A 21581-nucleotide genomic window follows, 5' to 3' on the forward strand; every position below is an offset into this window, starting at 1 on the left:
CGTGAGCGAGCACTTCGCGGTAGCCGTGGTCGGAGGTGGCCAGGCCGGGTTGTCGATGAGCTGGCACCTGCGCTCGAACGGCGTCGACCACGTCGTCTTCGAGCGCGACCGGGTCGGGCACGAGTGGCGTGAGCGCCGCTGGGACTCGTTCTGCCTGGTCACGCCGAATTGGCAGTGCCGGCTTCCCGGTTATGCCTACGGCGGCGACGACCCGGACGGGTTCATGAGCGGCGTCGAGGTCGTCACCTTCCTCGAGAAGTACGCCGCGGGCTTCGACCCGCCGCTGCGCGAGGGCGTGGCCGTGCACCGGCTGCGGCGCCGCGTGGGAGGGATGTTCGAGCTGGTCACCAGCGCCGGGATGGTCACCGCGGACCAGGTCGTCGTCGCGACCGGGCCCTACCACCGGCCGGCCGTACCGCGCCTGGCCGAACGCCTTCCCGAGCGGATCGTGCAGCTGCACTCGTCGCAGTACCGCAACCCGGACCAGCTGCCGGAGGGCGCGGTCCTGGTCGTGGGCACCGGCCAGTCCGGGTGCCAGATCGCCGAGGATCTCCACCTCGCCGGCCGGGCGGTCCACCTCGCGGTCGGCGGGGCGCCGCGGGCGGCCCGGCGCTATCGCGGGCGCGACACGCTCGCCTGGCTCGAGGAGATGGGTCACTACGACAAGGGCATCGACGAGTTCGCCGACGCCGACGCGGTGCGGCTGCGGGCCAACCACTACATGACCGGCCGCGACGGCGGGCGCGACATCGATCTGCGGCGCTTCGCGGTCGAAGGGATGCGGCTGTACGGCCGGCTCAAGGGGATCGACGCCGCCCGCGCGACGTTCGCCGACGATCTCGCGGTGAACCTCGACGGGGCCGACGCCGTCGCCGAGGGCATCAAGGACGCGATCGACGCGTACATCGTGCGGGCCGGCCTCGACGCGCCCGATGAGGCTCGGTATGTGCCGATGTGGCGGCCACCGGCGGTGCACGCGGACGAACTGCGGCTCGAGGACGTCGCCGCTGTCGTGTGGGGCACCGGCTTCCACCGCGACCACCGCTGGATCGAGGTGCCGGTCTTCGACGGCCGCGGCTACCCGACGCACGACCGTGGGGTCACCAGCTGTCCGGGCCTGTACTTCCTCGGCCTACCCTGGCAGCACACCTGGGGCTCGGGCCGCTTCGCCGGCGTGGCCCGCGACGCCGCCCACCTGGCCGTCCAGATCACCGCGGCGCGGCGCCGCCAGGTCACCGAGGGCGTGAGCTGGCTCGCCGGCACCCCGACGGAGACGTACCCGGACCTGGAGTGGGCCGCGTGATGCACGACGCCCACCGCCACCTCGGCAAGCTCCCGGCGTACCCGTTCTATGGCGGCCCGCCGGTCAACCCCGACACCACCGCCCGCGCCACCGTCGAAGAGCTCATGGCCGACCTCGACCGCGAGGGCACCGAGCGGGCCCTGGTCCTGCCCAACTACGGCGTCCCCGACCCGGACGTCGCCTTCGGCCTCAACGAGCTGGTCGTCGAGGCGGCCCAGCGCGACGAGCGCATCCGGGCCGGCCTGTGGGTGTCGGCCAAGCCCGGCGACGGGGAGCGCACCGCGAGGGCGCTGCGGCTGGCCGGCGAGCCCGGGGTCCGCGCGCTCAAGCTGAGTTTCCTGCTCGGCGGCGGCGCGGACGACCCCGGACTGGAGCCGATCTTCGCCGCGGCCCGGGCGCACGACCTCACCGTCCACGTGCACACCTCGCCCGGCGCGGCGTCCGACATCGACCGCGTCGGCGAGCTGGTCGAGCGCTTCGGCGACGAGGTCCGCATTCACCTGGTGCACTTCGGCGGCGGGATGAGCGGCCATATCAAGCTCGTCGGCGGCCGCTTCTTCGACTGGATCGCCGCGGGCAAGCAGGTCTACACCGACCTGTCCTGGGCCATCGGGTTCGCCCCGCGCTGGCTCGCCGCCGAGATCGACCGGCGCGGCCTCGGCCACGACCGGGTGCTGTTCGCCAGCGACGAGCCGTGGGGCGATCACGCCGGGGAATCCGCCCGGCTGCGCGCGGCCGTCGCCGGCTCCGAGCTGTCCGACCTCGTCTTCACCTCCACGTTCGACAAGCTCTACGGCTGAAGGGAATCGTCATGTCCGACCTCACCGAGCTCGAGCAGAAGAGCCTCTCCGAGATCCCGCACCCGGCCCTCGCCGAGGGGTCCAGCATCTACGGCGGCACGAAGGTGTTCCCCGACTACAAGGCCGAGGAGGGTGAGGTGTACTTCACCCTCGTCCACGGCATCGCGCACGAGTCGTCGGTGAGCTTCGTCGCCGTGCTGCAGGCCACCCGGGCACTGCGCAAGGGCTTCGAATCGGCGATCTACTTCTACGGGCCGGGGTCGCTGAACTGCCTGGCCACGCGCGGGTTCCCGACGACCGGCAACTCGGCCTTCCCGGGCGAACACAACATCAACAACTCGCTGAAGACCTTCATGGCCGAGGGCGGGAAGGTGTACTGCTGCCGCTTCGGCCTGTCCCTGCACGGGGCCCGGGAGGAGGACCTCATCGAGGGGGTCATCCCGACGCACCCGCTGGACGTTCAGGACGCGCTGATCCACTACGCGCGCAAGGGCGCGATCATCAACTCGACGTACATGTTCTGACCGGTGCACCGCGATGAGCATTGACGTTCGCGCCGACCTGGCCGTGCGCGGCGTGCGGGTGGCGACACCCGTGCGCCGCCCGGCCGGGGCCGGCCCCAGCGACGACGGGCACCTGGTGATCGACGGGCGCAACGCCGCCCTGCCGATCGACCCGGCCAGCCCGTACGAGATCCGCGGCGACCGGGTCTGGCTCGGCGACACCGACACCGGGCTCTCGCTCGAGGTGGTGCGCCGGCCGCGCTTCTACGAGCTGACCACCGCCGACGGCGTGCCCTACGAGCGGATCGCCCGGCTGCACGGCCGGGACGTGCTCGCCACCACCGTGGTCCAGACCTGCATCCGGTACGGCGAGGACCAGCGCTGCCGCTTCTGCACGATCGAGGAGTCGCTGCGCTCGGAGGCCACGGTGGCGGTGAAGACCCCGGCCCAGCTGGCCGAGGTGGCCGCAGCCGCGGTCCGGCTCGACGGCGTCCGGCAGATGGTGATGACCACCGGCACCACGGCGGGGCCCGACCGCGGCGCCCGCAACCTGGTCCGCGCGGTGCGGGCGGTGCTGGCCGCCGTCCCCGGCCTGCCGATCCAGGTGCAGATCGAGCCGCCGCGCGAACTGGCCGCGATCCGGGAGCTGCGCGAGGCGGGCGCGGCGTCGATCGGCATCCACGTCGAGTCGCTCGACGACGAGGTCCGGCGGCGGTGGATGCCCGGCAAGGGCGCGGTGCCACTGGCCGAGTACGAGGCCGCCTGGGATGTCGCGGTCGAGGTGTTCGGGCGCAACCAGGTGTCGACGTACCTGCTGATCGGGCTGGGGGAGGACCCCTACGAGCTGGTTGAGGGCGCGGCCCGGCTGATCGCGCGGGGCGTCTACCCGTTCGTGGTGCCGTTCCGGCCGATGGCGGGCACGCTGGCCCGCCGCGACGGATGGCCGGCTCCGGCACCGTCGCTGGTACGGGACGTCACCGCGCGGGTGGCCGCGCTGCTGCGGGCGGCCGGGATGTACGGCGCGGACCAGAGGGCCGGCTGCGCCGCGTGCGGTGCCTGCGGCGTGCTTCAGGCGGCCGGCGGATGACCGACCTCGTCCCCGCGCTGCTCGGCGCGCCGCGGTTGCTGATCCGGCCGGCCGAGGCGCTCGGCGACTACCACCGGCTGCGGACCCGGGTGTTCGTCGAGGAGCAGGGCCTCTTCGCCGGCAGCGACCGCGACGACCGCGACGACGACCCGCGCACGGTCGTGCTGGAGGCCCGCGCGGCCGACGGCACGCTGCTCGGCGGCGTCCGCGTCGGCCCGGCCGCCGACGGCCCGGACCTCGGCTGGTGGGTGGGCGGCCGGCTGGCCGTCGACCCGGCCGCCCGCGGCGCCCAGCGGATCGGCCCGGCGCTGGTACGAGCCGCCTGCGCCTACGCCGAGCAGGCCGGCGCGCTGCGCTTCGACGCCACCGTGCAGGCCCGCTGGCAGCGGATGTTCGAGCGGCTCGGCTGGCGGGCGATCCGACCGGTGACGATCGCGGACCGGCCGCACGTGCTGATGCGCTGGCCGATCGGGCGGATCGCGGCGCTCGTCGAGGCAACCAAGCGCCCCCTCGGCGGGCTGCTGCGCGGCATGAACCCCGGCGGCCCGGCGTACGTCGGCGACGACGGCGCCCCGGTCCCCGGCTCCGACCTCATCGCCGCCTGCGACGCGATCCTGCCCTCGATGGTGGAGCGCGACCCGGACTGGGCCGGCTGGTGCGCCGTTCTGGTCAACGTGAACGACCTGGCCGCGATGGGTGCGACACCGGTCGGGCTGCTCAACGCGGTCGGCGCGCGCGACGCCGCGGCGGCCGCCCGGATCCTCGGCGGGCTGCGCCGCGCCGCGGCCGCCTACGGCGTGCCCGTCCTCGGCGGCCACACCCAACTCGGCGTGCCGGCCGCGCTGTCGGCGACCGCGCTGGGCCGGGCCGAGCGGCCGGTGCCCGGCGGGGGCGGCCGGCCCGGCCACACCGTCCGGCTCACCGCCGACCTCGGCGGCGGCTGGCGCCCCGGCTACCACGGTCGGCAGTGGGACTCGACGAGCCGGCGCACCGCGGCGGAGCTGCGCGCGCTGCTCGGGTATGTGGCGGCGGCCCGGCCGGCCGCCGCCAAGGACGTGTCCATGGCCGGCATCGCCGGGACGCTCGGCATGCTGGCCGAGGCCGGCGGCTGCGCGGCCGTACTCGACGTCGCCGCGGTGCCGCGGCCGGCGGGCGCGGCCATGGGCGACTGGCTGACCTGCTTCCCCGGCTTCGCGATGCTCACCGCCGGGCCGGCGGCCCCGGCGTCGGCCGGGCCGGCGGTCACGGCCGCCTGCGGCGAGCTCGTGCCCGGGGCGGGGGTACGCCTGCGCTGGCCGGACGGGGAGCTGACGGAGGCGGTCGACGGCGTCGTGACGGGATTGGGGGCGGCAGCATGATCAGGATCGCGGCGGCCGCGGAAGCGTTCGACCGGGACCTCGAGGCGGACTTCGCACGCATCGAGCGGATCGTGGCGGCGGCCCGCGCCGACGGCGTACACCTGCTGGCTTTTCCGGAGGCGTGTCTCGGGGGCTATCTGGCGCACCTCGACGGCGGCGCCGACCAGCCGCCGGCGCTGCGCCTGGACGGGCCGGAGATCGCGCGGCTCACCGCGATCGCCGGGGACATGGTCGTCTGCGCCGGGTACTGCGAGGACGGCGGCGGCGACACGCGGTACAACTCCGTCGTCTGTGTGGGCGCGGGCCGGGTGCTCGGCAACCACCGCAAGGTGCACCAGCCCCTGCGCGAAAGCGCCAGCTACGACTCGGGCGACTCGTTCACCGCATTCGACACCCCGATCGGCCGGATCGGGCTGCTGATCTGCTACGACAAGGCGTTCCCGGAGGCCGCGCGGTCGCTGGCGCTGGACGGCGCGGAGATCATCGTCTGCGTGTCGGCCTGGCCGGGCAGCCGGACCAACGCCCCGGACGACCTCGCCGAGGATCGTTGGACGCGCCGGTTCGACCTGTTCGACCGCGCGCGGGCGCTGGAGAACCAGGTGGTGTGGGTGTCGGCCAACCAGTCCGGGCGCTTCGGCTCGCTGCGCTTCGTATGCAGCGCCAAGGTCGTCGACCCGGGCGGCGACGTGCTCGCCACGACCGGCGTGGCGCCCGGCGTGGCGGTCGCCGACGTTGACGTCGCCGGCGCGCTCGCCGCGGCCCGCCGCTCGATGGCCCACCTGCGCGACCGGCGCCCCGACGCGTACCGGGCCCTCGCGCCGTCGATGATGTGACCCATGGCAGTCACCCGGATCGCCGCCGCGGCGGCCCAGTTCGGCCGCGACCTCGACCACGACCTCGGGCGCATCGGCAAGCTCATCGCCGACGCGCGGGCCGAGGGGGCCGCGCTGCTGGTGCTGCCGGACGCGGCGATCGGCGGCTACCTGGCCGACCTGCGCCGCCCCGACCCCGACGCCCTTCCCCCGGCGCTGAAGCCCGACGACCCGATCTTCGAGCAGGTCGCCGCCATGGCCGGGGAGATGGTCGTCTGCGTGGGCTTCTGCGAGGCCGACGGCGACGAGCGGTACAACGCGGCGGTGTGCCTGACCGGCTCCGGCGTCCTCGGCCGGCACCGCAAGGTGCACCTGCCCGCCGCCGAGCACATCGCCTACCGCCCCGGCGACGCGTTCACCGCCTTCGACACGCCGGTCGGGCGGATCGGGATGCTCATCGACTACGACAAGACGTTCCCGGAGTCGGCCCGCACCCTGGCGCTGGACGGCGCCGAGATCCTCGCCTGCCTGTCGGCCTGGCCGGCCAGCGTCACCAACGCCGCGCCGAAACTCTCCCAGGACCGCCAGTCGCGCCTGTTCGACCTCTACGACTGCGCGCGGGCGGCCGAGAACCAGATCGTCGTCGTGTCGTCGAACCAGACCGGCGTGGCCGGTGGCATGCGCTTCCTGGGCCAGGCCAAGGTGGTCGGCCCGGCCGGCAACATCCTCGCCCGCACCTGGGCCAAGGCCGGCCTGGCGGTGGCCGAGCTGGACGTGGCCGGCGAGATCGCCACCGCCCGCCGCGTGCTGCGCCACCTCGACGAGCTGCGCCCGGCGCTGTATCGGACCGGCCGGTGAGGATCGCGCTGCTCACCTACTCGACGCGCCCCCGCGGCGGCGTGGTCCACACCCTCGCCCTCGCCGAGGCCCTGTCAACCCGCGGCCACGAGGTGACGGTCTGGACCCTGGCCCGCGGAGGAGGCTTCTTCCGTGCAGTGGATGAGGGTGTACGGCTGGAGCTGGTGCCGTTCCCCGACGTACCCGGCGAGGAGGTGGGCCCTCGCATCCTGCGCTCGATCGCGCTGCTGCGCGCCGCCTTCCGCCCGGACGACTACGACGTCGTCCACGCCCAGGACTGCATCAGCGCCAACGCGGTCGACCGCTGCATCCGCACGGTCCACCACCTCGACCGCTTCACCACGCCCGAGCTGGCCGCCTGCCACGAGCGCGCGATCGTCCGCCCGTTCGCACACATCACCGTGTCGGCCGCGGTCGCCGCCGAACTCCGCGCGGGCTGGGGCTTGGCCCCGACCGTCATCCCGAACGGCGTGGACGCCGCGCGATTCGCCGCCGCCGAGCCGATCCCGCAGCGGTACCCGTACGTGCTCGCAGTCGGCGGCATCGAGCCCCGCAAGGGCTCTCTCGACCTCCTGCGCGCCTACGCCCTGGCCCGCCGCTCGCGGCCGGATCTGCGCCTGGTCATCGCCGGCGGCGAGACCCTCTTCGACTACCGCGCCTACCGAGCCGAATGGGACCGGCTGGCGCTCTCGCTGGACGTCCACCCGGAGGTGCTGGGCCCGGTCGCCCACGACGAACTGCCCCGCTGGGTGGCCGGCGCCGCGGTGTTCGCGTTCCCGTCCACGAAGGAGGGCTTCGGTCTGGCCGCGATGGAGGCATTGGCCGCCGGCGTCCCGGTGGTGGTACGCGACCTGCCGGTGCTGCGCGAGGTCTTCGGCTCGGCCGTCCTCTACGGCACCGACCCGCCGTCCCTGGCCACGGCCCTGCTGAGGGCGGCCGACGCCCCGGACGAGGCAAGCCGGAAGAGTGGCCGAGAGCTGGCCGCCGCCCACACCTGGTCTGCGGCGGCCGCGCTGCATGAGCAGTTCTACCGGCGCATCCTGGCCTAGTTCATGGACAGCCCTCAGTCGGCGGCCTTCGCCCCGCGGGGAGCGCCGGCCGCCGACGAGTCGTCACCGCATCAGCTGCGCAGGGTCCATTGCTGGTTGGTGCCGCCGTTGCAGGACCACAGGATGAGCTTCGTGCCGTTCGCCGTCGCGCCGCCGTTGGCATCCAGGCACAGCCCGGACTGCACCCCGGTGATGGTGCCGTTGGCGTTGACGTTCCACTGCTGGTTGCTCTGGCCGGTGCAGTCCCAGATGATCACCAGGGTTCCGTTGGTCGTGCCGTGCGCGTTGGCGTCCAGGCACTTGTTGCCGTACACCTGGAACTGTTTGCCCGACGTGTACGTCCACCGCTGGTTCGCCTGGCCGCTGCAGTCCCAAAGCTGCACCTGCGTGCCGTTGGTCGTGGTGGACCCGGGCACGTCGACGCACCGGCCCGACTGGCCACCCACGATCTGCTGGCCCTGGTTGTTGGTGGCGGACTGCACGCCGGCCGAGGCCATCACCGCCTGCGCGGCCGCCGGCCAGTTGCCGTTGGTGACGGTGGTGTTGTTGCTGACGTTGTTGCCCCGGGAACCGTTGGGGATCCAGGTGGTGCCGTTGGTGGTCCAGTTCCCGGTCACCGTCAGGTTGCCGGTGTTGTTGTCGGCGTTGGCGTTGGCGGTGGACCAGGTGCCGACCGCGGAGAACACGTTGCCGGTGGCGGTGAAGTAGCGGGAGCCCTCGTCGAAGTACAGGCCGAAGAAGTTGTTCGTCCGCAGGCAGTAGTTGCCGTCGATGGTGGCGTTGGGGTTGGCCGACAGGGTGTAGATGCAGCCGCCGTCGTTCATCGACTGCATGACGTCGTGGATGTAGTTGCCGGTGATCCGGTTGTTGGAGGCGGTGGTCGCGGTGCCGTAGCGCGGCTGGTAGTTGTACAGGCCGCGGTTGGCGTAGTCGTTGCTGCCGCCCGCGTCGTTGGCGCCCCAGCCGTAGCCGATCGTCAGGCCCGAGTACGGCATGTTGTAGATCTCGTTGTGCGAGACGGTGGCGTTGGTGACGTACGTGGGCAGGAACGAGGAGATGCCGCGGTAGTCCAGGCCCATGTCGTGCACGACGTTGTTGCTGAACGTGATGTCCCGGTTGACCATACGGGAGTCGCTCGGGTGGTGCGCGTCGGCGCGCACGCCGCCGGCCACGACCGCGCCGGCCGAACCGCGGGCGAACGTCGAGCGGGTCACCGTGACGGAGCTGGCGCCCAGCCCGACGCCGGAGGCGTGCGCGTTGGCGTCGTTGCCGATGCCCAGCGCCGTCTGGCCCAGGTTGACGAACTGGACGCCGTCGAACGTGATGGTGTTCGCCGCCGACACCTGGACCGCCGCGGGCATCTGCGACCAGCTCGGCCGGGTCGCCTCGAACTGCGTGCAGCCCGAGCTGCAGGCACCGAACGACGGCCACGACCAGTTCCCGGCGATGTACGCGCCGGTCTGCTGGTCCACGAAGCCCTGGCTGCTGCTGGGCCCGAGCCAGCTCGTGCCGGTGAACGTGACCCCGGTGAACGAGATGTTGTGCGCCGGCGCGTCGTAGGTGCCGCCGATGTCGACCAGGGACTGCAGCGCCGGCAGCTCCACGTCGGCGCTGCTCATGTTCTGGCCGGACCGCGGGATGTAGTAGAGGGTGCCGGTGGCGGTGTCGAGGTACCACTCGCCGGCCGAGTCGAGGAACTCGTAGGCGTTCTCGACGTACAGCGCCGCCGCCCGGAACGGGCTGCTGAAGGTGTCGTATCCGAAGTTGTTGTTGTTCCACGCCGGCTGCTGCATCGTGACGACGTTTCCGCTGATGCTCTGCACGGGCGAGTACCGGTCGGTGAAGGAGTTGATCGCCTCGAACTCGACCCGGTTCTGGTTGGCCACGTTGTTCAGGTAGCCAAGGGCGCTGTTGGAGAACCGCAGTCCGGTGGCGCCGGCGGTGAAGTCCGACCGGTTCACCTGCGTGCGGGCCCGCGGTGCCGGCACCCCGTCGACGTAGAGCTGCCGGGCGTCGATGCCGGTGCCGACGGCGGCCCGCCAGATGTTCCTGCCGGAGTCGGCGAGCGACCAGCCGGTGACCTGCCGCGCACCGGTGATCGTCGGATGCGCGGACGCGGCGGCCTGCCAGATCACGGTGTGGCCGTTGGTGCCGGAGTCGGCCGCGGTCAGCCGCAACGGCGACGAGAGCCGATAGGTGCCGTCGGCCAGCTGCACGACGATGTCGCCGGACATGCCGGCGACCATCGAGCGCACCGCGGTCTGTGCGGCCGGGAGCGAGCACGGCTGGGCGGAGGAGCAGCTCGTGCCGGTACCGGACGGGGAAACAAAGACGGTCGTGGTCGCGGCGAGGGCCGGCGGCGGGGCGGCCACCACGGCGCCGGCGGCCACTGCCGCGGTGGCCGCTCCGGCCGTTACCAGCCTCCGCAGGGCGGAGGACGAGGACGCGAACATCGGATCTCCTGACGTGGGTCTGGTGCGGGTCCGGCTAGGAGCGGGCCCACTTCTGGTTGGCGCCGCCGTTGCACGTCCAGATGATGATCTTCGTGCCGTTGGCGGTGCCGGCGCCGTACGCATCGAGGCACAATCCCGACTGGACGCCCACGACGGTGCCGTCGTTGGCGAGCGTCCACTTCTGGTGGTTGCCGCCGGTGCAGTCGGAGATGTCCACCGCGGTGCCCGCGCCGGTTCCGCCGCCGCGCGCCTCCAGGCACTTGTTGCCGTACACCCGCAGCTCACCGGCGGCGGTCGGGGTGAACGTCTGGTTGGCGCCGCCGTTGCAGTCCCATAGTTCGGCGGCGGTGCCGTTGGCCTGGGAGGCGCCGGTGATGTCGAGGCACCGGCCGGACTGGACGCCGACGAACCGGCTCCCGCTCGTCGTGGGAAGCGTCACGGCGCCGGTGCTCGTGTCGATGCCCCAGGAGTCGTACCAGTTCAATGTGGCCGTACCCGAGCCGGTGAGGGTGATCGGCAGCCATACCGGCAGCGACGCGTTCAGGTTCGAGGCGTTCCATCGATCGCCGACGTACACGTAGCTGGTGGTCGCGCTGCCGGTCACCGGCAGCAGGAACGAGGTCTGCGAGTCGTAGGTGCGGGTGCCCGCCGGCGCGAAGTTGTTGAACGCGCTCCATGGCCCCGCGAGGGAGGTGGCGGTTGCGTACACGTTGTCGTTGGTGGACCACCCGGTGAGGTGCGAGGCGAGCAGGAAGTAGCGGCCGGAGACCTTGACCATGGCCGGCGACTCCAGCGATGGGAACGTTGCGACGGTGCTCTGCGCGCTGGTGTAGTCAGCGGAAAGGCGCTCGATCCGCATCCCCGCGGCCGGATCCTCATGGATCATGTACGCCGTGCCGTCGTCGTCCTTGAACAGTCCGAGGTCCCGGCTCGGATGGCCGAGCGGTCGGGTTGCCCCGAGATAGGTGTACGGCCCGCACGGTGTGTCGCTGACCGCGACGCCGGCCCGCTGGTCGTTGTATGAGGTGTTGTCGATGTGCATCCACATCACGTACTTGCCGGTGGTGCTGTTGTGGAGCACCTTCGGCCGCTCCACGATCCGGCCGGCGGACAGGTCGCCGGTGGCCTGGCGGGACAGCGCGTCGCTCTGCCGGGTCCAGTGGACCAGGTCGGTCGAGGAGTAGCAGGCGACGGCGGTGAACGTGGACCCGGCGGTCTTGTCCTCGCCAACCATGTAGTAGGTGGATCCGACGGTGAAGATGCCGGCACCGTGGGCCTGCAGCCGGTTGCCGGCCGTGTCGGTCCACGCCGTACCGGGGTAGACGGTCACCGTGGCCGCGGACGCGGCGTGCGGGCTGATCGCGGTGACGGCGGCCAGCACGGCGAGCGTGGCCAGCGAACGAACGATGCTGCGGTACATCGAGCCTCCAGACGTGACACGCCGGAGTCCTGCGGAAGGGCCCGGCGGCGGTACCGGGACATGAGGAGCCGTTCGGAAGAGTGCGATCGTATTCATAAGACGTAATACGATAGGAGCGCGCAATCGCGGACGTCAACGTCTGCGGCGAACCGGTTCCGGCCGGCTCGCGAGCGCGGCCGGGCTGCTGTTGACAGGCCACACCGCCTGGCTTACCGTGCACACGAATCGATTCGATCCGAATCGATTCGACCCGCGTCGACCCGGTGTGACACAGGAAGAACCCGGAGTCACCTGGCCGCCCGACCGTGCATGTTGGACAGTCCGCCAGCCGCCCGACGGCGCCGCCGTTCCCCGTCGCCGGCTCGTGTCGCGATCGGTGTGGGCTGTCCGCCCCCCGCCGACTGACCGAGGAGATGTCAGTGCAACTTCCACGAATGCGTCGATGGCGCGCCCGCGGTGCTCTCGCCGGTTCGCTCGCCTTCGCCGCCGCGCTGGCCCTGGTGGGCGCGCGGCCGGCGCTCGCCGCCGACGAGTCCATCACCGTCAACTTTTCCGTGACGAACGGGACGCCGACGTACCGGGCGTCCGGCTGGATCTACGGTATGACCGAGGACGGCAAGAACCCGCCGGACAACTACTTCCGCGACGTCAAGTTCCAGGCGATGCGCGCCGGCGGCGCACAGCTCCCGGGCGGCGGCTGGGTCGGCGGCGGCTACGACCGCCGGTGGAACGCCACGCGGCTGCAGGCGCAGCGCACCGCCGCGCTCGGCGGCAAGTTCGTCCTGCTCAACCACGACCTCTGGGGTGCCGACGGCGCCGCGATCAGCCGGTTCCCGGGCGACAACGGCAACTGGACCGACTACGACAACTACCTCAACCGGCTGTTCGCCGACGTGCAGGCGGCGGGGATCGCCGTCGAGTGGGACATCTGGAACGAGCCGAACATCACCCTCTTCTGGAACCGGCCCCAGTCGCAGTACTTCGAGCTGTGGAAGCGCACGTACCAGCGCATCCGGGCCACGTTCCCCAACATGCCCATCGTCGGGCCGAGCCTCGCCGGCGTGCCGTCGACCAGCGGCTGGTGGACGCAGTACCTCGACTACGTCAAGGCCAACAACGTCGTGCCGGACATCATCAGCTGGCACTCGCTGCCCGGCGACCCGGTGTCCAACGTCGCCACGGCCAACCAGACCCTGGACTCGCGGGGCATCGCGCACCCGCGCCCCTATCAGATCAACGAGTACGGGGCGTCCAACGAGCAGAACCCCGGCGACGGGGCGTGGTACATCGCCCGCCTGGAGCGCGCCGGCGCCGACGGCCTGCGAGCCAACTGGGCCGGCGGGCAGAACCTGCACAACGACCTGGCCAACCTGCTCACCCGCAACTCCTCCGGTCAGTACCAGACCAAGGGCGAGTGGTGGGTGTACAACTTCTACGCCTCGCAGGCGGGGCAGATCGCGGCGGTCACGCCGAGCGGGAACTACGACGCGTTCGCCACGAAGACCGACGGATCCGCGAAGATCCTCGTCGGCGGCGGCAGCACGACCGGGAACGTCGCGGTAAACCTGCAGCGCCTGGACACCACGAGTGGCATCGTGCAGAACAACCAGGTCCGCGTGCTCGTGCAGAACGTCCCGTACAACAACGGCGGCGCGGTGAGCGGCCCGGTCACGGTACGCGACAGCGTCGTGACGCTGTCCGGCAACGCCGCGACGGTGAACGTCTCGCACAGCAATGTCAATGACACGTCCACGATCACGCTGCTGCCCCCGACGGGCACGGTCCCGCAGGGTCAGCTCATCGTGGGCGGCCAGTCGGGCCGGTGCGTCGACGTGCCGGGCGCGACGACCACCAACGGCACGCAGGTGCAGCTGTGGGACTGCCACGGCGGCACGAACCAGCGTTTCACCTACACCGCCGGCAAGCAGCTGCAGGTGTACGGCAGCAAGTGCCTGGACGCCAACGCCCAGGGCACCAGCAACGGCACCGCCGTGATCATCTGGGACTGCAACGGCCAGACCAACCAGCAATGGAACGTCAACACCGACGGCACCATCACCGGCGTGCAGTCCGGCCTGTGCCTGGACGCCAGCGGCCTCGGCACCGCCAACGGCACCAAGATCCAGCTCTGGCAATGCCTCAACGGCGCCAACCAGAAGTGGAGCCTGCGCACCTGATCGGCCGACCGGCCGCAACGCAGCCGTCGGCCATGCGGGTCCGGCCGACGGCTGCAGCGGCCCGGCCGCCGGCAACGCGGGCCATCACGTCACCTGGCCGGGGCGGGTCCGGTGCTGGCGCGCAGGGAGATCGGCGGGGTGTGCAGCAGGTGCCGCGGATGCGCCGTCGGCGCGTGCAGCTGTTCCAGCAGCAGCTCGACGGCCTGGGCGCCCATGTCGTGGGTCGGGACGTCGGCGGCGGTCATCGGCGGGCGGAAGTCCTCGGCCCAGTGCCGGGCGGCCACGCCGGTGACCGAGAAGTCGCGCGGCACCTGCAGGCCGGCCCGCTCCAGGCCGCGCTGGATGCCCGGCAGCGCCGGCTCGTTGATGGTCACGAGCGCGGTGACCTCGGGGTGCTCGGCGCGCAGCCGCTCGATGCACGCCTCGCCGGCCGGCGCGTCGTCGCCGCAGCACACGTCCGTGCCGGCGACGCCGCGTGCCGCGACGGCCTCGGTGAAGCCGGCGAGCGCGCGGTGGCCCGGTCCGTAACCGGCGGCGACGAGCTCGGCGGAGCGGTTGACGAGGGCGACGTGCCGGTGGCCGAGGTCGGCGAGGTGATGGACGCACCGCGAGACGAGCGCGGTGTAGTCGATGTCGACGGACCACAGGTCCCCGGCCTCGCGGGTGCGGCCGATGGCGACGAACGGCAGGCCGCTGCGCTGCAGGCGGGAGACCCGGTCGTCCTCGAGCCGGATCTCCATCAGGATGACCCCGTCGACGCGGCGGCCGGCGATGATCCGCTCGAACGAGCGGTCGTGGTCGCCGCCGGACGGTGACAGCAGCACGTCGAAGTCGGCGCCGGCGGCGGCCTCCACGACGGTGGCGACGAAGCCCAGCTGCATGTCGGTGAGCCGTCGGCCCGCCGGCGGGATGACGAGCCCGAGCGTGCGGGTCCGGCCCTCCTTGAGCGCGCGGGCGCTGGCGTTCGGCCGGTAGTTCAGCTCGTCGATGACGGTCTGGATGCGCCGGCGGGTTGCCTCGGAGACCGGCCGGTTGCCGGTGAGCGCGTACGACACCGTGCTGCGCGACACGCCGGCCCGTCGGGCGATCTCTCCGATGTTCATGGTGCTCCTCGCAACAGCCCGGCGGGTCCTGCGGTACGCGAGCAGCTTGCCGGAGCCACGTCCGATGCGCAATCGGCGCGTCGAACCGATTCGTCAAGATCCGATCGCCCCGGGCGATGCGCCGACCAGGCATCCGGTCGCGCGGGCCGGCACCGGCGGCGGGCCGCTCTTGACCGACGGCGCGGGCGGCCCCTATGTTTCGGGTCGAACCGATTCGCTCCAGAACTGGCCGTTCCCGTCTCCGCCCGCGAAGACCCGACGGCACCTGCTCATGCGACCTGTCCGGTACACCCCGAACGGCTGCGACCAGCCGGACACCCCAACCGCAGAGGTTCATCATGCCCATGTCAACGCTCAGGCGCCGCCTGCTCGGCGCCATCCTGGTCCCGCTCGCCGTCGTCGGCACCCAGACCGCCTGCTCCTCGTCGGACGACGGCGGGACCGGTTCCCCCGGCGGGGGCACCTACACGATCTGGGACCCGTACCCGCAGTACGACGACAGTTCCGCGTGGGTGCAGCTGCTCGGCAAGTGCGGCACCGACGCCGGCGTGACCGTCAAACGCTCCGGCTACGACACCAGCGACCTGACGAACAAGGCGCTGCTGGCGGCACAGCAGGGCAACTCCCCGGACGTGCTCATCGTCGACAACCCGGTCGTCTCCACGCTCGCCGAGGCCGGCGTGCTGACCACCACCGAGGAGAACAAGCTCGACACCAGCGCGATCTCGCCGAACCTCATCGCCGCCGGCACGATCGCCGGCAAGTCCTACGGGGTGCCGATCGGCGCGAACACGCTGGCGCTGTACTACAACAAGGCGGTGCTGCAGGCGGCGGGCGTGGACGTCGCCATCGTCAAGGACTGGCCGTCGCTGACCGCGGCACTGGGCAGGGTGAAGGCCGCCGGGAAGAAGGGCATCACCTTCTCCGCCATCGGTACCGAGGAGGGCAGCTTCCAGTTCCTGCCGTGGTACTGGGGGTCCGGGGCGGACCTGCGCAAGCTCGACTCGCCGGAGGCGATCTCGGCGCTGCAGCTGTGGAACGACTGGCTCAAGCAGGGCTACGCGCCCAACTCGGTCATCAACAACACCCAGACCACGAGCTGGCAGGAGTTCGCCACCGGCGAGTACGCGTTCGCGGAGAACGGCACCTGGCAGCTGGGCAACGCGAAAAAGGCCGGCTTCGAGTACGGCATCATCCCGGTGCCGGCCAAGAACGGCGGCACCGCGCCGGCACCGACGGGCGGCGAGTTCGTCAGCGTCCCTGTGCAGAAGAACACCGGCCGCTACGAGGTGAGCAAGAAGCTGGTGCAGTGCCTGACCAACACCGACAACTCCTACACCACCGTGAGCACGTTGAACTACGTGGCGCCGACCACGGCGGTGCAGGAGAAGCAGGTGGCGGCCAACGCCGAGCTGAAGGTGTGGGTCGAGGCGGTCAAGGCGGCCAAGGGCCGCACGAGCGACAACCTCGGCACGAAGTACCCGAAGATCTCGCAGCCGATGTGGACCGCGGTCCAGGCGGCGTTGAGCGGCTCGAAGTCCCCGGCCGACGCCCTCGCAGCCGCACAGACGGCGGCCGCGGCAGCGACGAAATAGGCCGACCGCGTTGAACGACACGTCGACTACGAGCACGACGGTGGCCGTGCGGGTCCCGGGTGGGGCGGCTCCGGCCGTCCCGCCCGCGGGTCGCCGGCGGCGCGGCGACTCGGTGCGGTGGGCGTTTCTGGCGCCGGTCGTGGTCTATCTCGCCGCCTGCTACGCCTATCCGCTGTACCGCAACATCGACCTCAGCGTCCGGCACTACACGGTGCGCTCGTTCGTGCAGGGCGGCGCGCCGTTCAGCGGCCTGGACAACTACCGTGCGGTGTTCGACGACCCGACCTTCGTCCCGGCGCTGGCCCACACGGTCGTGTTCACCGTGGCGTCGCTGGCGTTCCAGTTCGCCGCCGGGCTGGCCCTGGCGGTGTTCTTCAACCGTCACTTCCGGCTCTCGGCGACGTTGCGGGCACTGTTCCTGGTGCCGTGGCTGCTGCCGCTGATCGTGTCGGCGTCGACCTGGTCCTGGATGCTCAACAGCGACTCGGGCATCGTCAACGCCGCGCTGTCGACCTTCGGTCTCGGACCGGTCAACTGGCTCACCTCGCCGGACTGGTCGCTCGTCTCCGTGATCATCGCCAACATCTGGATCGGCATCCCGTTCAACCTGGTCGTGCTGTACAGCGGCCTGCAGGCCATCCCGGCCGAGCTGTACGAGGCCGCCGGCCTGGACGGGGCGAGCGAGTGGCAGCAGTTCTGGCGCATCACATTCCCCCTGCTGCGCCCGGTCTCCGCGATCACGCTGCTGCTCGGCCTGGTGTACACGCTGAAGGTCTTCGACATCATCTGGATCATGACGAAGGGCGGGCCGGTGGACTCCTCGACCACCTTCGCCACCTGGTCCTACCGGCTCGGCTTCGGCAACCTGCTGCCCCAGTTCGGACCGGGGGCGGCGGTGGGCAACCTGCTGATCGTCATGGCGCTGGCGTTCGGGCTGCTGTACATCCGCCTCCAGCGCCGGCAGGCACGCCCATGAGGCGCGCGAACAGCCGGTGGCTCACGCTCCTCGGGCTGCTGTTCACCGCCGTGATGCTGTTCCCCGTGTACTGGATGGTCAACGTCTCGCTGACCCGCGAGCACGACATGCGCAAGCAGCCGCCGAACCTTTTCCCGGTCGATGCGACGTTCGACGGGTACCGCGCGGTGCTCCACCAGCAGCTGCCGTACCTCGGCACCAGCCTGGCCATCGGCCTGGGCAACGTCGTGCTGACCGTGGTGCTCGCCGCCCCGGCCGGCTACGCACTGGCCAAACTGAGGCCACGCGGTGCGGGCGTGCTCGACTTCGTACTCCTGGCCGCGCAGATGATCCCGGGCATCATCATGGCGATGGGCTTCTACGCCATCTACCTCAACCTCGGCGTGCTCAACAGCTGGCCGGGCCTCGTCCTGGCCGACTCCACCATCGCCGTGCCGTTCGCGGTGCTGGTCTTCACCGCCTTCATGTCCGGCATCCCCGACGACCTGCTGCAGGCCGCACGCACCGACGGAGCCGGCCCGCTGCGCACGTTCTGGTCGATCGTGCTGCCGGTCAGCCGCAACGCCATCGTGACCGTATCCCTGTTCGCCTTCCTGTGGGCGTGGTCCGACTTCGTCTTCGCCAGCACCCTGGACGGCGGCGGCCGTGCGCGCCCCATCACCCTCGGCATCTATCAGTACATCGGCAACAACAACCAGCAATGGAACGCCATCATGGCCACCGCCGTGGTCGCGTCCATCCCGGCCGCGGTGCTGCTCGTCGTCGCGCAGCGCTACGTCGCCGCCGGAGTCACCGCCGGCGCGATCAAGGACTGACCAGCCCCAGAAAGTGAGCCGCCCCATGAGCAGCACCACCGGCCCCGCCTTCTCCGTGCGGCACATCCCGTTCAGCTACGCCGGGTCCTGGTTCGGCATCTCGCCCGTCGTGGCCGAGAAGACCTACGCCGAGCATCTGCACCTGGTGTCGCACCAGTCCGGGCTGCACGCGGTGCTGCGGCTGGTCCCGACGTCGGCCGGCGCGGAGGCGGTCACGACCGTGTCCGCCTCACCGGCCCGCCTGGTGTGGACGGGGACCGGCACCGCCGGGCGGGTGGAGCTGGCCTACGAGTCCGTGGACACGGTCCGGCTGCGCGGCGAGGGACTGGGCCTGGCCATTCGCGCGGCGCACGCGACGCTGACGCCGTTCAGCGGGACGTACTTCTACCGCGACCCCGTCGACGGCGCCCACGTCTTCACCGACTACGGCACCGGCCGCCGCTACCGCGTCACCGTCCTGGCCGGCACCGCCGAGACCCTCGGCATGCAGGCGCTGGGCGCCGCCGAGCGGGCCCTGATCGTCGACGGCGGCGCGATGTGGGAGATCGCGGTCGAGGAGTACGACAGCGCCCGCCCGCCCTACCGCGCCGGCCGGACCTTCGACGAGGTCGTCAAGGCCGCCGAGGCCGAGTTCACCGCCTTCGTCGACGCCGTGGCGCCGTGGCGCGGCCCGCAGACGCCGGCGGCCGAGCTCGCCGCCTACGTGCTGTGGTCGGCCACCGTCCGCCCGGCCGGGTTCGTCACCCGCCCCACGGTGCTGATGTCCAAGCACTGGATGGACAAGGTCTGGAGCTGGGACCACTGCTTCAACGCGCTCGCGCTGGCCGACGGCCTGCCCGAACTGGCCTGGGGCCAGTTCCGTGTCGTCTTCGACCACCAGGACGCCGCCGGCGCCCTGCCCGACTCGATCACCCACTCCGAAGTGCTCTACAACTTCGTCAAGCCACCCATCCACGGCTGGGCGCTGAGCCGGCTCCGCCGCCGACTCGGCCATCTCGACGACGCCGAGCTGACCGCCACCTACGAGGCGCTCGCGCGCTGGAGCACGTTCTGGCTCGACGCCCGCCGCGCACCGGGCGAAGACCTACCGCACTACCAGCACGGCAACGACAGCGGCTGGGACAACGCGACCACCTTCGACCCCGAACGCGTGGTGCAGAGCGCCGACCTCGCCGCCTTCCTCGTCCAGCAGCTGCGCGAGCTCGCCGACCTGGCACACCGCCTCGGCCGCGGCGACGACGCCGCCCGCTGGACGGCGACCGCCGACCGGATCCGCGCCGCCATGCTCGAGCAGCTGTGGAACGGCGAACGGTTCGTCGCGCGCGGCGCCGCCACGGGCAACACGTGGACCAGCGACAGCCTCCTCGATCTCATGGCGATCACCCTGGGCGACGACCTCCCCGCCCCGGTGCGGACCGTGGTGGCCGGCCGGATCCGCCGTCACCTGACCGCATTCGGGCCCGCCACCGAGCTGCCGGCCTCGCCGCACTACGAGGCCGACGGATACTGGCGCGGACCGATCTGGGCCCCGTCCACGGTCCTGATCGAGGACGGACTGCGCCGCGCCGGGCACACCGGCCTCGCCGACGACATCAGCGCCCGCTTCCGGGCACTGTGCGAGCGGTCCGGGTTCGCCGAGAACTTCGACGCGCAGACCGGCGCCGGCCTGCGCGACCGCGCCTACACCTGGACGGCGAGCGCCTATCTCATGCTCGCCGCGGAGCACATTGCGCGGATCGCCCCGACGGCGCCGTAGCGAAGAGCCGCGACGCCGGTCGGCGCCTGCCGCAGCGTCGACGTGACCGGCGCCCGGCGTGTCGAGCTGACCCTCCCGCCGGACCCGTGACGCCGGTGTGAGCAGCGGATTCAAGCTTCCTACAAGATTCGCGCAGGGCCCGAGGGACACACTTGGTCGGCATCGGCGCTCAGCCGGCCACCGCGGACGACGGGGCGGGGCTGGGCGGGCGACCGGTGTCATGTTCCGGCCAACGTCTGGAGGCGCCTGTGTCGGTCGATGCGAGCGCGGCCGGGCAGCGTCTTGCCGGCGCGCCGTGACGGGAGAACGGTACGACGTCGTGGTCGTCGGGGCTCGCTGCGCCGGGGCTTCGACCGCCCTGCTGCTGGCCCGTCGCGGCTATCGTGTGCTGCTGCTGGACCGGGCGAGCCTGCCGAGCGACACGCTGTCGACGCACTACATCCACCCGGGCGGGCTGGCGCTGCTGGCCCGGTGGGGGCTCCTGGATGCCTTGATGGCCACCGGCTGTCCCCCGATCCGGCGGATCTCACACCAGGTCGGCGACGTGCGGCTCGAGGCGGTGGCGCCGGCGGTGGACGGGGTCGGCTTCAGCTGCGCGCCGCGCCGCCAGGTGCTCGACGCGGTGCTGGCGGATGCCGCGGTCGCCGCGGGCGCCGAACTGCGCGACGGGTGCGAGGTGCTCGACGTGACCTTCGACCGAGGACGGGCGACCGGCGTCACCTACCGCACCCGGGCCGGCGCCCGGGACACGGTCGTCGCCGGGCTCGTCGTCGGCGCGGACGGCATGCGCTCGACCGTGGCGGACCTGGTCGGCGCACCCGCCGAGTCCGAGGACGCGCGGCTGACCTGCATCTACTACACGTACTGGACGGGTATCGGAGCGGACTTCGAGCTCTACGAGCAGCCGCGCCGGCTCGTCGGCGCGATGCCCACGCACGGCGACCAGACGCTGGTCTGCGCCTACTTCCCCAGCGCCGAGTTCGCGCAGGTCCGCGGGCGCGCCTGGGACTCCTACCTGGACAACATCCGCGCCACCGCGCCCGGTCTGTTCGAACGGGTTGCCGCCGGTACCCGTACCGAACGGTTGCGCGGGACCAACGACCAGCGGAACTTCTTTCGTCAGGCATGCGGACCGGGCTGGGTTCTCGTCGGCGACGCCGGCCACCACAAGGACTCCATCACCGCACGCGGTATCACCGACGCGTTCGAACAGGCCGCGATGCTCGCCGACTGCGTGGCTGACGGTCTGCACGACGCGGTGCGGTTGCGTGACGGGCTGCGCCGATTCGCCGAGCAACGCAGGGCCCGCTTCACCCCGCTGTACAAGATGGCCCGGCTCGCCGGGTCGCTGGACGTGTCGCCGTACCGGCTGGAGGTGCTGCGGTTCCTGAGCACCCGGCCCGAACTCGTCGAACGCTACTTCGCGGTGGGCGCCGGCATCATCGAGTCCGAGCAACTGTTCAACCGGCAGCTGTTCGCGGAGATGTCGGCCTTCCGGGCGGGTGCACCGGGGTGA

Annotated in this window: 17 protein-coding genes; 14 read left to right on the forward strand and 3 right to left on the reverse strand. The window is 71.8% G+C overall.

What is annotated here, in order from left to right; genetic code table 11:
- Window position 1: 1 nt before the first annotated feature.
- The 8 genes from ACQEVU_RS07660 to ACQEVU_RS07695 are packed head-to-tail and all read left to right on the forward strand — an operon-like array spanning window position 2 to window position 7770.
- Window positions 2-1303 carry an MSMEG_0569 family flavin-dependent oxidoreductase gene (locus ACQEVU_RS07660; protein WP_433321837.1) on the forward strand — a complete coding sequence of 434 codons (1302 nt, stop codon included), beginning with the start codon at window positions 2-4 and terminating at the stop codon, window positions 1301-1303.
- On the forward strand, window positions 1303-2103 hold the full coding sequence (locus tag ACQEVU_RS07665; RefSeq protein ID WP_433334844.1) for an amidohydrolase family protein: 801 nt from the start codon (window positions 1303-1305) through the stop codon (window positions 2101-2103). The genes ACQEVU_RS07660 and ACQEVU_RS07665 overlap by 1 nt, the downstream gene beginning before the upstream one ends.
- An 11-nt stretch (window positions 2104-2114) precedes the next feature.
- A complete protein-coding gene (locus ACQEVU_RS07670; protein ID WP_433321838.1) occupies window positions 2115-2627 on the forward strand; it encodes an MSMEG_0572/Sll0783 family nitrogen starvation response protein in 513 nt (170 codons plus the stop codon).
- A 13-nt stretch (window positions 2628-2640) separates the two neighbouring features.
- Window positions 2641-3693, forward strand: coding sequence for an MSMEG_0568 family radical SAM protein (locus ACQEVU_RS07675; RefSeq protein ID WP_433321839.1), 1053 nt, complete (start codon window positions 2641-2643; stop codon window positions 3691-3693).
- Window positions 3690-5051 (forward strand): MSMEG_0567/sll0787 family protein, encoded by a 1362-nt coding sequence (locus ACQEVU_RS07680; protein ID WP_433321840.1) that lies wholly within the window; start codon window positions 3690-3692, stop codon window positions 5049-5051. Before ACQEVU_RS07675 ends, ACQEVU_RS07680 begins: the two co-directional genes overlap by 4 nt.
- Window positions 5048-5884: a carbon-nitrogen hydrolase family protein gene (locus ACQEVU_RS07685; protein ID WP_433321841.1), complete on the forward strand. Its 837-nt coding sequence runs from the start codon at window positions 5048-5050 to the stop codon at window positions 5882-5884. Before ACQEVU_RS07680 ends, ACQEVU_RS07685 begins: the two co-directional genes overlap by 4 nt.
- Before the next feature lie 3 nt (window positions 5885-5887).
- On the forward strand, window positions 5888-6721 hold the full coding sequence (locus tag ACQEVU_RS07690; RefSeq protein WP_433321842.1) for a carbon-nitrogen hydrolase family protein: 834 nt from the start codon (window positions 5888-5890) through the stop codon (window positions 6719-6721).
- Window positions 6718-7770, forward strand: coding sequence for an MSMEG_0565 family glycosyltransferase (locus ACQEVU_RS07695; protein ID WP_433321843.1), 1053 nt, complete (start codon window positions 6718-6720; stop codon window positions 7768-7770). Before ACQEVU_RS07690 ends, ACQEVU_RS07695 begins: the two co-directional genes overlap by 4 nt.
- Before the next feature lie 71 nt (window positions 7771-7841).
- Here ACQEVU_RS07695 and ACQEVU_RS07700 read toward each other — a convergent pair whose 3' ends face one another.
- Both ACQEVU_RS07700 and ACQEVU_RS07705 read right to left on the reverse strand, forming a co-directional pair.
- Complete coding sequence (locus ACQEVU_RS07700; RefSeq protein WP_433321844.1) at window positions 7842-10223, reverse strand: RICIN domain-containing protein; 2382 nt, start codon at window positions 10221-10223, stop codon at window positions 7842-7844.
- 34 nt (window positions 10224-10257) lie between these two features.
- Entirely contained in the window at window positions 10258-11643 is a 1386-nt protein-coding gene (locus ACQEVU_RS07705; RefSeq protein WP_433321845.1) for a ricin-type beta-trefoil lectin domain protein, read from the reverse strand.
- Between the two features lie 434 nt (window positions 11644-12077).
- Here ACQEVU_RS07705 and ACQEVU_RS07710 point away from each other — a divergent pair, with 434 nt between their 5' ends.
- Window positions 12078-13820, forward strand: coding sequence for an RICIN domain-containing protein (locus tag ACQEVU_RS07710; RefSeq protein ID WP_433321846.1), 1743 nt, complete (start codon window positions 12078-12080; stop codon window positions 13818-13820).
- An 89-nt stretch (window positions 13821-13909) separates the two neighbouring features.
- Here ACQEVU_RS07710 and ACQEVU_RS07715 read toward each other — a convergent pair whose 3' ends face one another.
- The gene (locus tag ACQEVU_RS07715) at window positions 13910-14923 is read right to left on the reverse strand and encodes a LacI family DNA-binding transcriptional regulator (RefSeq protein ID WP_433321847.1); all 1014 of its coding nucleotides are present in this window, start codon (window positions 14921-14923) and stop codon (window positions 13910-13912) included.
- A 344-nt stretch (window positions 14924-15267) separates the two neighbouring features.
- On the opposite strand from ACQEVU_RS07715, the gene ACQEVU_RS07720 reads away from it, so the two are divergent.
- The 5 genes from ACQEVU_RS07720 to ACQEVU_RS07740 all read left to right on the forward strand — a co-directional run bounded on the left by ACQEVU_RS07720 (window position 15268) and on the right by ACQEVU_RS07740 (window position 21581).
- The gene (locus tag ACQEVU_RS07720; RefSeq protein WP_433321848.1) at window positions 15268-16518 is read left to right on the forward strand and encodes a sugar ABC transporter substrate-binding protein; all 1251 of its coding nucleotides are present in this window, start codon (window positions 15268-15270) and stop codon (window positions 16516-16518) included.
- Window positions 16519-16528: 10 nt separating this feature from the next.
- A complete protein-coding gene (locus tag ACQEVU_RS07725; RefSeq protein WP_433321849.1) occupies window positions 16529-17494 on the forward strand; it encodes a carbohydrate ABC transporter permease in 966 nt (321 codons plus the stop codon).
- A complete protein-coding gene (locus ACQEVU_RS07730; protein WP_433321850.1) occupies window positions 17491-18309 on the forward strand; it encodes a carbohydrate ABC transporter permease in 819 nt (272 codons plus the stop codon). The genes ACQEVU_RS07725 and ACQEVU_RS07730 overlap by 4 nt, the downstream gene beginning before the upstream one ends.
- A gap of 25 nt (window positions 18310-18334) precedes the next feature.
- Window positions 18335-20065 (forward strand): amylo-alpha-1,6-glucosidase, encoded by a 1731-nt coding sequence (locus ACQEVU_RS07735; protein ID WP_433321851.1) that lies wholly within the window; start codon window positions 18335-18337, stop codon window positions 20063-20065.
- Window positions 20066-20360: 295 nt separating this feature from the next.
- Complete coding sequence (locus ACQEVU_RS07740) at window positions 20361-21581, forward strand: FAD-dependent oxidoreductase (RefSeq protein ID WP_433321852.1); 1221 nt, start codon at window positions 20361-20363, stop codon at window positions 21579-21581.

It is taken from the genome of Dactylosporangium sp. CA-139066 (genome assembly GCF_050936175.1).
Taxonomy (GTDB): Bacteria; Actinomycetota; Actinomycetes; order Mycobacteriales; family Micromonosporaceae; genus Dactylosporangium.

Coding starts and splice junctions, on each gene's coding strand:
- ACQEVU_RS07665 (WP_433334844.1), top strand. CDS start 1,303: ATGCACGACGCCCACCGCCACCTCGGCAAGCTCCCGGCGTACCCGTTC.
- ACQEVU_RS07670 (WP_433321838.1), top strand. CDS start 2,115: ATGTCCGACCTCACCGAGCTCGAGCAGAAGAGCCTCTCCGAGATCCCG.
- ACQEVU_RS07675 (WP_433321839.1), top strand. CDS start 2,641: ATGAGCATTGACGTTCGCGCCGACCTGGCCGTGCGCGGCGTGCGGGTG.
- ACQEVU_RS07680 (WP_433321840.1), top strand. CDS start 3,690: ATGACCGACCTCGTCCCCGCGCTGCTCGGCGCGCCGCGGTTGCTGATC.
- ACQEVU_RS07685 (WP_433321841.1), top strand. CDS start 5,048: ATGATCAGGATCGCGGCGGCCGCGGAAGCGTTCGACCGGGACCTCGAG.
- ACQEVU_RS07690 (WP_433321842.1), top strand. CDS start 5,888: ATGGCAGTCACCCGGATCGCCGCCGCGGCGGCCCAGTTCGGCCGCGAC.
- ACQEVU_RS07700 (WP_433321844.1), bottom strand. CDS start 10,223: ATGTTCGCGTCCTCGTCCTCCGCCCTGCGGAGGCTGGTAACGGCCGGA.
- ACQEVU_RS07705 (WP_433321845.1), bottom strand. CDS start 11,643: ATGTACCGCAGCATCGTTCGTTCGCTGGCCACGCTCGCCGTGCTGGCC.
- ACQEVU_RS07710 (WP_433321846.1), top strand. CDS start 12,078: ATGCGTCGATGGCGCGCCCGCGGTGCTCTCGCCGGTTCGCTCGCCTTC.
- ACQEVU_RS07715 (WP_433321847.1), bottom strand. CDS start 14,923: ATGAACATCGGAGAGATCGCCCGACGGGCCGGCGTGTCGCGCAGCACG.
- ACQEVU_RS07720 (WP_433321848.1), top strand. CDS start 15,268: ATGTCAACGCTCAGGCGCCGCCTGCTCGGCGCCATCCTGGTCCCGCTC.
- ACQEVU_RS07730 (WP_433321850.1), top strand. CDS start 17,491: ATGAGGCGCGCGAACAGCCGGTGGCTCACGCTCCTCGGGCTGCTGTTC.
- ACQEVU_RS07735 (WP_433321851.1), top strand. CDS start 18,335: ATGAGCAGCACCACCGGCCCCGCCTTCTCCGTGCGGCACATCCCGTTC.